Genomic DNA, 14,532 nt, shown 5'->3' with positions numbered 1-14,532 from the left:
CCCAGCCGGACAACAGGACTTCTGTTGTCCGGTTTTTTCAAGATAAATGGAATAAAGCAGCAACTTACGCAGACATATACTTCATTGGGAGAAGTGACTCAACATCTGCAGGACTTTCATGTATGCTAGATAAGTTGAATGAAAAATCTTTACGCACTGCTTTGGGATTTGGATAGGCAATCAGTAAATCTCGAAAGCAGAATTACAGGAGGTTCAAAGATGACTTCTTTGATGCAGAAAATAAAAGAAGTACTGCCCCAGTTATCTGATGCAGAGGGACGGATCGGTGAGTATGTTCTTGAAAATCCAGAAGCTGTCCCACATATGACGATAAAAGAACTCTCTGAAAAATCAAGTGTCAGTGAAGCAACGATTATCCGCTTCTGTAAATCGATCGGCATTGGCAGCTTTAAATCCTTTAAGCTGGCGCTGATGAAAGACTTGACCTTGACGGATAGCAATCTCACGGATTTTTCGGCTTTGACTAAGAAAGACTCTCCTTACGATCTCTTCCATAAAATCATTCACGTCAATAAATCTGCGATTGAATCATGTGCAGACTCGATGGACCGAAAAGAATTGGCAAAAGCGGTTGAAGCGATTCAACATGCTGGGAAAATTGTCTTTTTCGGAGTTGGGGGTTCTTCGACTGCTGCAGTGGATGCCCAGTACAAATTCACCAAACTGGGCTATCATTCGATTACCTCACTTGATTTTCATTACATGCTGTCGGTCATTCCGCACTTAACGGAAAAAGACGTCTTTGTCGCCATCAGTACTTCTGGAAAAACGAAAGATGTACTGGAACTTACACGTTTTGCCCAGAAAAAAGGAGCAACGGCTATTGCCATCACCACGCTGAGCAAATCGCCATTGTACAAAGAAGCAGATATCCGGCTATGCACGCCGAATGTGGAACAGGATTTCCGCATTGGCAGCATTCCTTCCCGGATGACTCAATTGACGGTCATCGACACGCTGTACATGAGCATTTTCCAACAGATTGGAGAAAAGGTTTTGCAGCAATATTACGATGCGCGCAGTGAAATGGAAAATCTGCGAAGATGAAGAGCCGTTAATAAGGCTCTTTTTTTCATGAGAGTTATGAAATTAAAATTCATTATTTAATTAATTTATATTGACATTAAATTTCTTGAGGATAAAATGAAAACAAGAAATAAAAGTAAAAGAGGTGATCCGATGCTGGAGAATTTATCCACAGAGAAACGCAATACCAACACCATGAAGATGGATGAAATGTCAGTGCTGGAAATACTGAAGACAATGAACCAAGAGGATCGTCTCGTACCAAAAGCCATTGAAATGGAATTGGCAGCGATTGAAAAAGCTGTCCAAAAAGCAATCCGTTCTTTTAAAGCCGGTGGACGATTGATTTATATCGGCGCTGGAACGAGTGGCCGCTTAGGGATTTTGGATGCAGTCGAATGTGTCCCGACTTTCGGAGTTTCACCGGAGCAGGTTATTGGGATCATTGCCGGTGGCACAGAAGCGATCAAGACGGCAATTGAAGGTGTAGAAGACAATCCGGAACAGGGTATGGCAGATTTGAAAGCGGTTTCTTTGGCGGCTGAAGATACGGTGGTGGGAATTGCGGCTAGCGGACGGACACCTTATGTAATCGGAGCTCTTCAATATGCTAAGCAAGTCGGTGCAGAAACGGTTGCCATGTCGTGCAATAAAGGTGCCGAGATCAGTGACTATGCAGACACGGCAATCGAAATTGAAACAGGAGCCGAAGTATTGACGGGTTCAACCCGGTTGAAAGCCGGTACTGCCCAGAAGCTGGTTTTGAATATGGTTTCAACAGCTGCTATGATCGGCATCGGCAAAGTGTACGGCAATCTGATGGTGGATGTTCAGGCCACCAATGAAAAATTGATTGAGCGTTCGAAACGCATCATCATGGATGCTGCTCAAATCGATTACGATTCGGCTCAGCATTATTACGACAAAGCGGACGGGCAAGTAAAAACGGCGATCGTCATGAGTCTGCTGGATTGCACGAAAGAGCAGGCCATCGAAAAACTGGAAACGGCCGGTGGATTTATTCGAAAGACTTTATAACATTTGGGGGAGCGGAGGGGCAGTATGAAAAAAGAACAACAAATGGCACATGACATTCTTGCCAAAATCGGTGGAAAAGGGAATGTCAATCAAGTAGCACATTGTATGACACGCTTGCGTTTATCGATTAAAGATGACAGCCTCGTAAATCTAAATGAATTGAAACGTGTTGATGGCGTGATGGGCGTCATTGAAGACGATACACTTCAAATCGTTGTAGGGCCGGGAACAGTCAATAAAGTTGCTGCTGAAATGAGCAATGAAACTGGCTTGGCGATTGGCGAAATGGCTGATATCGATGAAAACGATATGGACTTTGAAGAAAAAGCCGCTTTGAAAAAAGCCAAGCTGAAAGAAAAGAACAAGACACCATTCAAGCTTTTCCTGCGTCGTGTCGGGAATATCTTTATCCCGCTGATTCCAGGCCTGGTGGCTTCAGGAATTATCAACGGAGCAGCCAACTTCGCTAAAAATGCTGGAGTGGATGCTACTGAAACCTGGATGCAGATTTTATTGCTGCTTGGAAGTACAGTATTCGCTTATTTGGCTATTTTGGTCGGCTGGAACACAGCCAAAGAATTTGGCGGAACGCCGGTGCTCGGAGCCATTGCAGGAGGAATCCTATTCAACCCAATGCTGGCCGACATCGTGATTTATGGAGAGCCGCTGGTCGTCGGAAGAGGCGGGTTGTTCGGCGTAATTTTTGCTGCCTGGTTGATGACATTTGTTGAGAAGAACGTCCGCAAAGTGATGCACAGCTCAGTCGATATCCTGTTTACGCCACTGATCACGCTATTGGTTGTCGGCTTCTTCTCGCTTTATGCTGTTGTGCCGGTCGCTGGTCTCCTGTCAGACGGCATCATGACTGTTTTGACGTCTGTACTTGATGTTGGTGGAGTATTGGCAGGAGGGATCCTGGCTGGATTCTTCCTTCCGCTTGTTATGCTCGGCCTGCACCATGGTTTGACGCCGATTCACCTGGAGTTGATGAACACGGTAGGGGCGACTGCTTTGTTGCCGATTCTGGCGATGGCTGGAGCCGGACAAGTTGGCGCTACGATTGCCGTATTTATGAAAACAAAAAATCAGCGCTTAAGAAACATCATTAAAGGAGCTTTGCCTGTTGGCTTCTTAGGCATCGGGGAACCGCTTCTTTACGGCGTGACCTTGCCGCTTGGGCGTCCATTTATCACGGCTTGTATGGGAGCAGCATTTGGTGGAGCTTTCCAGGCAGTGATGCATACAGCTGCGCTGGGAATAGGCGTATCAGGTATCTCGTTGATCCCGTTGATTGCCGAAAGCAAATATCTCTGGTATTTCGTTGGTTTGGTCGTTTCATATATTTTCGGCTTTATCTTCACTTATCTATTTGGATTTAAAGAAGAGATGGCAGAAGGGATTTAAAAGAAAGGGAGAGAAATCTCCCTTTTTTCTATTTAATAAAATGCATGAGTCTAGTGAAAAGGAGTTGGCAGTATGCGTGGAATTTCAGTTTATTTGGGGGACGAGTCGTTTCAGAAATTGGAAATTTATATTGAAAAGGTCAGCAAGCTCGGTTTTGCATCGATTTTCACTTCGCTGCATATTCCGGAGGACAATCCATTGCTTTACAAGGAACGGCTGCAGCAATTAGGGCGCTGGGCAAGACAGTTTGATATGGAACTGATGGCCGACATTGCACCGCAGTCATTGGCTCATCTCGGATTTGGCTGGGATAACGCAGAAGGGTTGCTGGAGTGGGGACTGACAGGGCTACGGATCGATTACGGAGTAGACAATGAAATAATCGCAGCACTTTCCCATCAGATGAAAATCGCATTGAATGCCAGCACCTTAACAAAGGAAGGGCTAGCTGAGTTGGAAGCTGCAGGTTTGAAGAAAAATGCTGTGGAAATGTGGCATAATTTCTATCCGCGACCGGAAACAGGTCTGGACCTTCTGGAATTTGTACATACCAATCGCTGGCTGAAAAGTGAAGGATTGACCGTGATGGCTTTTATTCCGGGAGATGGAATTCTTCGCGGACCTTTACATAAAAGACTGCCGACTCTGGAAGAACACCGGGACATGGCTCCTTTTCAAGCCTATTTGCATTTGAAGGAATACGGCGAAGTGGATAAAGTCCTGGTAGGCGACATTACACTCAGCGAAGATAGCTTAGAGCAATTCAGTTTGTTCAATCAAGGAGAAATCCGGCTGCGGGCACAAGCCCTCGTGGAGGTGGAACCGCTGGCTGTCCAAACCAATCGCTGGGACGCAGCGCGGGACTGCATCCGTTCCATGGAATCGCGCCAATACGGTTTGATCGGCACACATCTGCTCGAACCGAACAACACTCTTGCAAGAGAAAAAGGCAGCATTACGGTCGACAACGAGCGTTATGGCCGTTACCGGGGCGAGTTGCAAATTACGAAGCGAGACTTGCCTGCAGATGACAAGGTCAACGTCATCGGCAAAGTCATTGATGAAGATCTGGCGTTACTTTCCTATATAAAAGGCGGAATGAAGTTTCGGATAGAGTGGATTTGAATAATCGGGAAAAGAGCTGGAATCTTCTTGGGATTCCAGCTCTTTTTCTCCTAGTAGGCTTCAAAGAAACCGCTTACTTTATTTCTAAAATCACCAAAATTGGTATAGACAACTATACCGATAATAGCTATAGTGAAAATTAAGAATACATAAAAGGGAGGAAATTCTATGTTCAGTTTTCTGCAGAAAATAGGGAAATCGTTGATGTTCCCAATCGCTACACTGCCGGCGGCCGCTTTGCTGTTGCGTTTTGGGCAGGATGATATGCTCGGCATTCCGTTCATGTCGGCAGCCGGTGCAGGGATCATCGACAACCTGGCAATCATTTTTGCCATCGGGATTGCGATGGGCCTTGCCCATGATGGCAATGGTGGAGCGGCTTTGGCCGGTGCCATCGCTTACCTCGTTTTGACTTCGGCGATCGTGACAATTAACGAGTCGATCAATATGGGCGTTTTCGCCGGTATTTTGTCCGGTATTGTCGGAGGTCTTTTGTATAATAAATTCTATAATGTGAAGTTCCCGCAATGGCTTGCCTTCTTTGGCGGCAGGCGCTTTGTGCCGATCATCACTGCAGCAACCATGACGATTCTGGCTGGCGTGCTCGGTTATGCATGGCCACCGATCCAAGACGGCATCGACAGTGCAGGTGAGTGGATTTTAAATGCCGGCATGTTCGGTGTCGGGGCATACGGTTTCTTGAACCGCCTGTTGTTGCCGACTGGATTGCACCATGTCATCAACACCATTGTTTGGTTTGATTTCGGTACTTTTACGGATGCTTCTGGAGAAGTGGTCCGCGGGGAAATCAACCGTTTCTTGAAAGGGGATCCAACAGCAGGACCATTCCTGTCCGGTTTCTTCCCGATCATGATGTTCGGTTTGCCGGCTGCCTGTCTTGCGATGTATGCGGCAGCTAAAAAAGAGCGCAAAGCCATTGTTGGCGGAATGCTCTTCAGTATCGCCTTTACATCGTTTTTAACAGGAATCACAGAACCGATTGAGTTTTCGTTCATGTTCCTATCGCCTATTTTGTATGTAGTCCATGCTTTATTGACAGGCGTCTCGATGATGGTCGCCTATGCGTTGGATATCCACCACGGTTTCGGCTTTTCAGCTGGAGCGATTGACTATGTGCTGAATTATGGACTCGCGAAGAATCCGCTGCTCCTATTGGTAATGGGCTTGGTTGTCGGAGCCATTTATTTTGTCATCTTCTACTTCCTGATCGTTAAGCTGGACCTGAAAACACCCGGCCGTGAAGACGAAGATGAAGAAGGTGCAGAAAATGCAGGCACTGGCAATAAAGCCGTTGACGCCAGAGCTTACCACACAATTGAAGCGCTTGGCGGGACAGACAATATTGTCGCCGTTGATTATTGCACGACGCGCCTGCGCATGACTGTTAAAGATTCAGATCGTGTAAACGAAAAAGACCTTAAGCGCCACGGTGCAATGGGTGTCATGAAAGTCAATAAAACCAATGTCCAGGTTGTCATCGGCACAGCAGTTGAATTCCTGGCAGATGCCATGAAGCCGCGCCTCGCCAATGGCAACCCGGCTCCTGCAGCGGGATCAGAAGCGGAAGTGATTGAAGAAACAACCGCTGAAGAGCCGGCAATGAAAGCGATTGTCGCAGAAGATTTTGAAATGCCGATTACAGGCGAACTGATTCCGTTGTCACAAGTGCCGGATGAAGTGTTTGCAAAAGGCATGATGGGGCCAGGGCTTGCCATCTTGCCAACTGGAGATACGCTCTATTCACCGGTTGACGGACGTGTGGTCAGTGTTTTCCCGACCAAACACGCCATCGGCATTGAAACGGATACCGGCATTGAAATCCTGATCCATGTAGGACTGGATACGGTCAACTTGAAAGGCGAAGGCTTTGAGACTTTGGTGGAGCAAGGGCAGCTCGTGCAGCGCGGAGACGCGATGTTGAAGCTTGATCTGGAATTCCTGAAAGCCAATGCGCCTTCAATCGCAACACCGATTATTTTCACAAACTTAACTGAACAACAAGTCACTGTCATGAAAGAGGGCTTCCAGGAGCACGGAACAGCTTCCATCCTGAAAGTCGAATAATACTAGCAGAAAAACCAGGGACATCCACAGTGATTTTCCTGGTTTTTCGCAAGGAGTGGTTGAGATGAAGAAAAGCATATTGATTTCCGGCATCGCCATAGCGGATGCTGCAAAAGAAAGTTACGTGGGAGACATCCTGCTGGAAGGCGGAAAAATCAGCCGTGTCGCAGAAAAAATTGAAGCACAGGCCGATGTTCATATTGAAGCAAGGGGCAAAAACTGGACAGCGTTTCCCGGGTTTATTGATGTCCACATTCACGGTGCGGCAGGGCACGACGCCATGGATGCCACACCTGAAGCAGTAAAGGGATTGGCTGGCGTGTTGCCGAAAGAAGGCACGACGAGTTTTCTGGCGACAACAATGACCCAATCAGATGAAGCCATTTCAGCTGCATTGAAAAATATTCGGGATTTCCAGATGGAGGATGGCCAGGCTGAAATGCTGGGCGTCCACTTGGAAGGGCCGTTCATTTCCGATAAGCGGGCAGGGGCACAGCCGATTGAACACATTGCGGAACCTTCCTATCCGCTATTCCAAAAATGGCAGAAGCTCAGCGGGAACCAAATCCGGCTGGTGACGCTTGCTCCGGAAATAACAAACGGATTGGCATTCATCAAAAACCTGGCAGAGGACGGTGTGATTGCGTCGATCGGCCATTCGGATGGAACGCTTGAGGAAGTGCAGGCGGCTGTCCGTGCAGGCGCGAGCCATGTCACTCATCTCTATAACCAGATGAGCCCATTCCATCACCGCAATCCCGGTGTCGTTGGCGCTTCTTTGACAGAAAAAGGCCTGACGGTAGAAGTAATCGCTGATTTTATTCACAGCCATCCGACTTCTGTTGAACTGGCTTTCCGCCAAAAAGGGGCAGAACGGCTGATCCTCATCACCGATGCGATGCGTGCAAAGGGCTTAGCGCCAGGCGTTTACGATTTGGGTGGGCAGGACGTGCAAGTTACCCGGAAAGACGCGCGGCTTGCCGACGGCACATTGGCGGGCAGCATCCTGACAATGGATGCCGCCATCCGAAACGTCCAATCGATCACCGGCTGCAGTTTGAACGAACTGGTTTCAATGACTTCCGCCAATGCAGCAAAAGAACTCGGCCTTTCGAATAAAGGCAGCTTGCAGGAAGGGACAGACGCCGATGTGGCGATTCTTGACGACAGCTTCACTGTCCAATTGACCATTTGCCGAGGAACAATCGCTTATACGAAGGAGTGACTGTGATGAAACTGATACGAGTCGAAAACTACGAAGAGATGAGCAGCAAGGCGGCGCAATTGGTGGAACAACAGATCCGGGACAATCCCCGTTCGGTGCTGGGGCTTGCAACTGGGTCGACTCCGCTCGGCCTTTATGAAAAGCTGATTGAAGGCGTTCGGGAACGCGGCATTTCCTACCGGGATGTCCAAACGTTCAATTTAGATGAATACCGTGGCCTTTCTGGTGAACACTCAAACAGTTATCGCCATTTTATGAATGACAAATTGTTTCAATCCATCGATATTCAGCTGAAAAATACCTACGTTCCAAACGGCAAAGCGTTGCCGGTCGAAGAAGAATGCCGCCGTTACGAAGCATTGATTGATGAACTCGGTCCGCCTCATCTGCAGATTCTTGGCATGGGGACAAACGGCCATATTGGTTTTAATGAGCCAGGCACGCCGGAAACGAGCCGGACTCATTGCGTCAAGCTTGAACAGTCGACGCGCAACAGCAATGCGCGATTTTTCAGCGACCGCGATGAAGTGCCGACGCACGCCATTACAATGGGCATCGAGTCGATCTTAAAAAGTGAAAAAGTTCTCCTGTTGGCTTCGGGCAAAAAGAAAGCACAGGCAGTCAAACGTTTTCTGGAAGGGCGCGTCAGCAAAGATTTTCCGGCTTCATTTTTATGGAAGCACAGCGATGTTACACTGATTGTAGACCGGGAAGCATACGGGCTCGTGAAGGCTGAAGAGGAGTGATCGCTGTGCTGGACAAACAATCGCCGATTCCCATTTACATTCAAATAGAAGAACAGTTGAAACAGCAGATCCAGCAAGGGGATTTCCCGATTGGCACCACGATTCCTTCTGAACGTGAACTGACTGAACGTTTTGACGTCAGCCGCATGACGGTGCGCCAGGCCATCACCAATCTCGTCAATGACGGCTTATTGTACCGTGAAAAAGGGCGTGGCACATTTGTGGCATCACCGAAAGTCGAGCAGCCGCTGAATGGTTTGACGAGCTTCACGGAGGATATGATGGCGCGCGGTATGGTCCCGAGCAGCAAGATGATTAACTTTGAGATTCTGGAGCCGGAATCCGACATTTCGGCCGCTCTGCAATTGGCACAAGGGGAGGAGGTCTATTTCGTCGAACGCATTCGCTTTGCCGACGACAAGCCAATGGCTATCGAACGCACCTATTTGCCGGTCAAACAGTTTCCGGACCTGCACCAGGATTCGTTCAAAGGTTCGCTGTATGCTATGATCGAGAAAGACCAGCAACTGACCATCAGCCGCGCCACTCAACGGATGGAAGCGGGCTTGGTGAAAAAAGAAGATGCTGATCTGCTGCAAATCAAACCGCCGGCAGCCATCCTGATGATTGAACGCATCAGCTATCTCGCGGGTGAAATGCCATTCGAAGTGGTCCGCAGCACCTATCGTGCCGACCGCTACAAATTTACGACCGACATACAAAGATAACAAAAGAGGAGAAATGGACATGATTGAAAAAAGCTATACCATCACAAGCGACGAAGGTCTTCATGCACGCCCGGCATCAAAATTGGTAGGAGCGGTATCCCCGTTTTCTTCAGACGTCAAAATGGTTTATAAGGAAAGAGAAGTAAACCTGAAATCCATCATGGGCGTCATGTCACTTGGCGTTTCCAAAGGCAACAGCATCACTATCACAGCTGACGGCAGCGACGAAGAATCGTTGATGGCCAAAGTCGACGAATTGATCGTGGCTGAAGGACTTGGACAAGCGTAAGCAGCTAGACTGGAGCTGATCGGATGTTAAGCAGTTATTTCAAACAAGTACAGGAACGTCTGGAGCTTGTCGAGAAAAATGAAGCAAAGGCGATGCTTGAAGCAGCCGGGAAAGTGGCATCTGCCATTCAGTCCGGCGGCATCATCCAATTGTTCGGCTGCGGGCATTCGCATATTCTGGCGGAGGAAGTGTTTTACCGCGCCGGTGGTTTGGTGCCGATCAAGCCGATTTTTGTGGAACCGTTGATGCTGCACGAAGGCGCGGTCCAATCGTCGCAACTTGAGCGGCAAAGCGAGTATGCGGCAGGATTCCTGAAAGAACAGGACTTCCGCGCAGGCGATATAGTCTTTATCATCTCGACTTCCGGCCGCAACCCCGTGCCGGTGGATGTTGCATTGGCGGCGCGGGAAAAAGGGGCATTCGTCATCTGCCTGACGTCACTGGAGTATTCCGGTAACCAGCCCTCGCGCCACATAACAGGCCAACACCTGTTTAATGCAGTAGACCTGGTCATCGACAATCATTCCGTGGCAGGGGATGCGATCCTGTCATACGAAGGTGTCGACGTTCCATTCGGTCCGACTTCCACTGTCGTCGGAGCGGCCATACTGAACGGCATTTTCGCGGAAGCCATTAAGAAAATGGCTGATGCGGGCTTTGAACCGCCCATTTTCCGGAGCGGCAATATCGACGGAGCGGACGAACATAACACGCAAATGATCAAGAAATACCACGAACGGATTCCATTGCTTTCCTGATCGTTTTTAGTGCACGGCAGAGATTTTCTGCCGTGCTTTTTTTTGTGCGATTAGGGCTGAACGTGCGTATATGCCCATATTCCGCAAACAACCAAAGAAATCCACATCAAAAAGCCAGCCACAGGTCCACTGTGGCTGGCTCTTAAACTATTTCCTTACACAACGCCAATCAAAATCGAAATTCCAAGCAAGACGATACTGAATCCCCACATGATTGGAAGCGAATAACGGATATGGCGCCCCATTTCGAGTCCGGCCAATCCAAGAGCCAGCCAAAGAGCTGGAGAAAACGGGCTGACGAATGTGCCGATGATATTGCCGATGATCATGGCATAGGCAGCCGACAAGGATGAGACGCCGAATTCAGTAACCACTTGTTCCACAATCGGGAATAAAGCGAAGTAATAAGCATCAGTACTAAGCAATAAATCAAAAGGTACACCCAAAAATCCGATGATGATGTGAAGATACGGAATGACGAAGGCGGGCAGGATTTTCACCAGATCATTGGCGATTGAATCCAGCATCAAGGTGCCGTTCAAAATACCAAGGAACGAACCGGCTGCCAAAATGATGGCGGCCATCAACAATGCGTTTGGTGCATGGTCTTTGATTCGGTCCATCTGGTCTTTCATATTCGGGTAGTTCAATGGCAAAGCCAAGCTGACACCAATCATAAAGGCAAAGCCGGCAGGGATGATGCCCCAAACCAAAATGCCGATGACGGCAATGGCCAAAAGAGTATTGACCCAAAGCAATTTCGGGCGGCGAAGAGATGCGGCTTTCAATGAAGCTTCATCTTGCGCCCCTTTAACAAGGGGCTGTGCTTCTTCATAAAGTTCTTCATTATAATCTCCGCGTTTGGCAATCAAGCGCTTTTCACGGATGGCCAATAAAACAGCCAATCCAATCAACAACACCAACCCAATCACCTGGACTTTGATTAACGGGCGCCATAATTCTGTAACATCAACGCCCAGCACAGCTGCCGTACGGCCAAGTGGGCCGCCCCAAGGCAGCATGTTCATGATACTGGCGGAAGTACCGACCAATAGCAGCAACAAATAAGGATTCATTTTCAAGCGTTTATACAAAGGCAATAAAGCAGGGATGGTGATCAGGAATGTCGAAGCGCCTGATCCATCAAGTTGTGCGACTGCTGCAATCAGCACAGTTCCGACTGCCACTGCAATGACATTTCCACGTGATACCGCAATCATTTTATTGATCAGCGGGTCGAACAAGCCGACATCCTGCATGATGCCGAAAAACAGAATCGCGAAGATGAACATGATGACAACGCTCATCACTGATTCAATGCCGCTGTTGAAGAAATCGCCGATTTCAGCAAAGCTGAAGCCCGCTACAAAAGCAGCAACAATCGGCACAAGAACAAGCGCGACGATCGGTGTGATTTTATTGCTGATCAGCAATCCGACAATGACAACGATGGTCAATAATCCAATAAGACTTAACATAAGAATTCCTCCCTGTAGATAAAAGACTAAAATGAAGGAGGAATTGTAAACGCATACAAAATCGCATTTTGTGTAAAATTCCTCTGCTTCTAAGTTATTGTTCTTAACTTAGCATAGAGGGATTTGAAAAATAAGATTATTCAATTAAGCGAACTAAAGAGCATTAAGGAGGTTTTGATCATTTTGTCCACGGAATATAACGTCTTTCGGGCCTGCCGATTTCTCCATAATTCAATTGTGCTTTTGCTTCGCCGATGGAAACGAGGTGTTCCAAGTAACGCCGGGCAGTGGAACGGCTGACGCCCACCGCTTTTCCGGTCTCCATGGCGTTGAGGCCTTCCGGGGCGGAGGATTGCAGAATTTCGATGACGCCGACCAAGGTCAGCTGGTCAATGCCTTTAGGCAAATGGCCATCAGCCGTCTCGGAAAGAACGGCAATAGGTTCGATGCCAATCAGCCTGTCGATGTCCGTCTGTTCCAGTTCTTGCCGGGAAGCAAGCAATGCTTTTTGTTCGCCGAAGCGCAATAATGCTTGTTCAAAACGGGCAAAATCCACCGGCTTGACGAGGTAATCGAAAATGCCGCAGCGCAGCGCTTCTTCAATTGTGGCCGTATCTTTGACGGCCGACAGCATCATCACGTCAACAGCGTGGAAACTGTGCCGGATTTCCTGAAGCAGTTCCAGCCCCTTGCGGTCAGGAATAAAAACGTCCAGTAAAATCAAATCCGGCAGCTGTCCGCAACTTTGCAGGAACGCCATCGCTTCATCGCCTGTTTTGGCGACGCCATCGACTTGGTAGCCAGCGACCTGCTCCACAAGCTGGCGATTGATTTCGGCAACGCGGAAATCGTCTTCAATAATCAGTACATGAAGCATCTGTCTCATAACGCATTCTCCTTTTTCGGTAATGAAACGACAAAGCAGGCTCCGCCGAGTTCACTTTCCTCTGCATGCAATTCACCGCCGGCACCGGCAATAAGCTGTCTCGTGGTATTTAGCCCATAGCCGCGGTCTGGGCCGGTTTTCGATGAAAAGCCCTTGTCGAATAATTGTTGCTCTTGCCCATCCGGAATTCCCGGTCCCGAATCATCGATTTCCAGTAAGATATCATCTCCGACGTCCGTGAAATAGAGGCTGATTTGCTTTCTGTCCCGCGAACATTCCTTCACTGCGTCAAGTGCATTGTCGATCAGATTGCCGATGGCGGTCAGCAATGCACGGCTTTGCTGTTCCGACAAAGGTGTCTGCAGCCGGCTATCCGGGTCAATCGTGAGTTGGACCTGCTGTTCGCTTGCTTGATTGAGCTTGCCGATCAGAATGCCACTGATCAATGGATCGTTAACTTTGTCGATGACTTGCTGGATCCATTCCTGCTGAATGTCATTTTCCATCCGAATAAAATCAAGGACTTCCTGCTTTTTATTCAAATGGACCAGCCCTGAAATGGTGTAGAGCTTATTGGAAAACTCATGGGTTTGTGCGCGCAGTGCGTTGGCGTATTGCTTGATATGTGACAGCTCTTTTGTCAGCCGGTCGATTTCGGTTTTATTGCGGAAAGTGGAAACGGCGCCGACCAGCGTATCTTCATAATAAATCGGACCTGAGTTGACGTAGACCGCATAGCTTCCATAGACCTCTTCCTGATCAAAATGGCTCATCCGGGTTTTCAGAATATCCGGCAAATCGGAAGTGGGGAGGACTTGCCGAATGGGCTGGCCAATGAGTTTGTCCCCATCCCGTTCGTTGCCGAACAACAATTGCTGCGCCATCTGATTGAGCAAGGTAATCCTTCCGGTATCGTCCACGGCGATGATGCCTTCGTGTGTCGACTGCAGGATGGTCTCTTTCTGAAACAGCAGACGCGAGATTTCCTCAGGTTCCAGGCCATGCAGTTTCCGTTTAATGTAGGTGGCGATGGCAATCGCAACAATAATGCCAACTAGCCCAATGATCAATAGCATCAGCCATAACTCATGGTTGTAGTCGCCGATCAGCGTCTGGATGTCTTTAGCGAGAAACCCAACGGACACGACACCGATAATGTCATCTCCTGAGTAAATCGGCACTTTCGCGCGCAGTGAATTGCCAAGCGTTCCAGTAGCCTCAGAAACGTAGGATTCACCATTGTTCAGTGCTCGTTCATTGTCTTCGCCGACCATCTTTTTGCCGATCTGTTCAGGATTGGGGTGCGAGTAGCGGATTTCGTCCCTGTTTCCGACCACGATAAATTCAGCCGCGGTTGACTGCTGAACTGGGGAAACAAGCGGCTGAATAATCGCCGCGGGATCTTGCGTTTTAAAAGCCGCCGCAATATCGGGATTGAGCGCCACGCTTTCGGCTACGCTCAGGGCCTGTTCGCCCATCTGAGCTTCCAGCGTATCGGTGATGAAGTGATTGAGGAAAATGCCAATGACCAAAACGATCGACAAAATCAGCAGAGCGATCAATCCGATCATCTTCATTTTTAAATTTATGGTATCTTTCGGCTGAAAAGGCCGCTTTTGAATATCAGCTTTGTGAAATCGGATCATGGTGAAAAGCTCCTTCATACAGATGTGCTTTTTGTAATAATACCATATGTGGAAAGCGAGGGATTCATGCTTCTTCC

The 14,532-nt window shown here is 48.4% G+C and carries 13 protein-coding genes; 10 read left to right on the top strand and 3 right to left on the bottom strand.

Features of this window, described 5'->3' with window-relative positions; all coding sequences use genetic code 11:
• Positions 1-219 precede the first annotated feature (219 nt).
• From QMA01_RS15050 to QMA01_RS15005, 10 genes are all read left to right on the top strand, one after another.
• Positions 220-1,068 (top strand): MurR/RpiR family transcriptional regulator, encoded by an 849-nt coding sequence (locus tag QMA01_RS15050; protein WP_191716396.1) that lies wholly within the window; start codon positions 220-222, stop codon positions 1,066-1,068.
• A 132-nt stretch (positions 1,069-1,200) separates the two neighbouring features.
• Positions 1,201-2,085: an N-acetylmuramic acid 6-phosphate etherase gene (gene murQ, locus QMA01_RS15045; protein WP_191716395.1), complete on the top strand. Its 885-nt coding sequence runs from the start codon at positions 1,201-1,203 to the stop codon at positions 2,083-2,085.
• A gap of 24 nt (positions 2,086-2,109) precedes the next feature.
• On the top strand, positions 2,110-3,489 hold the full coding sequence (locus QMA01_RS15040; protein WP_191716394.1) for a PTS transporter subunit EIIC: 1,380 nt from the start codon (positions 2,110-2,112) through the stop codon (positions 3,487-3,489).
• Positions 3,490-3,561: 72 nt separating this feature from the next.
• Positions 3,562-4,614, top strand: a complete 1,053-nt coding sequence (locus tag QMA01_RS15035; RefSeq protein WP_191716393.1) for a DUF871 domain-containing protein — start codon at positions 3,562-3,564, stop codon at positions 4,612-4,614.
• Positions 4,615-4,782: 168 nt separating this feature from the next.
• The gene (gene nagE / locus QMA01_RS15030) at positions 4,783-6,699 is read left to right on the top strand and encodes an N-acetylglucosamine-specific PTS transporter subunit IIBC (RefSeq protein WP_191716392.1); all 1,917 of its coding nucleotides are present in this window, start codon (positions 4,783-4,785) and stop codon (positions 6,697-6,699) included.
• 64 nt (positions 6,700-6,763) lie between these two features.
• Entirely contained in the window at positions 6,764-7,924 is a 1,161-nt protein-coding gene (gene nagA, locus QMA01_RS15025) for an N-acetylglucosamine-6-phosphate deacetylase (RefSeq protein WP_290215394.1), read from the top strand.
• A 5-nt stretch (positions 7,925-7,929) separates the two neighbouring features.
• Positions 7,930-8,670 (top strand): glucosamine-6-phosphate deaminase, encoded by a 741-nt coding sequence (gene nagB, locus QMA01_RS15020; RefSeq protein ID WP_290215393.1) that lies wholly within the window; start codon positions 7,930-7,932, stop codon positions 8,668-8,670.
• A gap of 5 nt (positions 8,671-8,675) precedes the next feature.
• Positions 8,676-9,398, top strand: coding sequence for a GntR family transcriptional regulator (locus QMA01_RS15015; RefSeq protein ID WP_203341127.1), 723 nt, complete (start codon positions 8,676-8,678; stop codon positions 9,396-9,398).
• 19 nt (positions 9,399-9,417) lie between these two features.
• Positions 9,418-9,687 carry a phosphocarrier protein HPr gene (locus QMA01_RS15010; RefSeq protein WP_191716388.1) on the top strand — a complete coding sequence of 90 codons (270 nt, stop codon included), beginning with the start codon at positions 9,418-9,420 and terminating at the stop codon, positions 9,685-9,687.
• A 23-nt stretch (positions 9,688-9,710) separates the two neighbouring features.
• A complete protein-coding gene (locus tag QMA01_RS15005; protein ID WP_191716387.1) occupies positions 9,711-10,445 on the top strand; it encodes an SIS domain-containing protein in 735 nt (244 codons plus the stop codon).
• Between the two features lie 155 nt (positions 10,446-10,600).
• Here the strand turns inward: QMA01_RS15005 and QMA01_RS15000 are convergent, their stop codons facing one another.
• The 3 genes from QMA01_RS15000 to QMA01_RS14990 all read right to left on the bottom strand — a co-directional run bounded on the left by QMA01_RS15000 (position 10,601) and on the right by QMA01_RS14990 (position 14,455).
• On the bottom strand, positions 10,601-11,923 hold the full coding sequence (locus tag QMA01_RS15000; protein WP_290215392.1) for a CitMHS family transporter: 1,323 nt from the start codon (positions 11,921-11,923) through the stop codon (positions 10,601-10,603).
• Between the two features lie 178 nt (positions 11,924-12,101).
• Positions 12,102-12,809 (bottom strand): response regulator, encoded by a 708-nt coding sequence (locus QMA01_RS14995; protein WP_290215391.1) that lies wholly within the window; start codon positions 12,807-12,809, stop codon positions 12,102-12,104.
• Positions 12,806-14,455, bottom strand: a complete 1,650-nt coding sequence (locus QMA01_RS14990; RefSeq protein ID WP_290215390.1) for an ATP-binding protein — start codon at positions 14,453-14,455, stop codon at positions 12,806-12,808. Before QMA01_RS14990 ends, QMA01_RS14995 begins: the two co-directional genes overlap by 4 nt.
• Positions 14,456-14,532 lie beyond the last annotated feature (77 nt).

Source organism: Planococcus notacanthi, assembly GCF_030407825.1.
In the GTDB taxonomy this organism is placed as follows: domain Bacteria; phylum Bacillota; class Bacilli; order Bacillales_A; family Planococcaceae; genus Planococcus; species Planococcus notacanthi.
The sequence above is the reverse complement of the archived record's forward strand: the minus strand, read 5'-3'. Positions and strand labels throughout refer to the sequence as shown.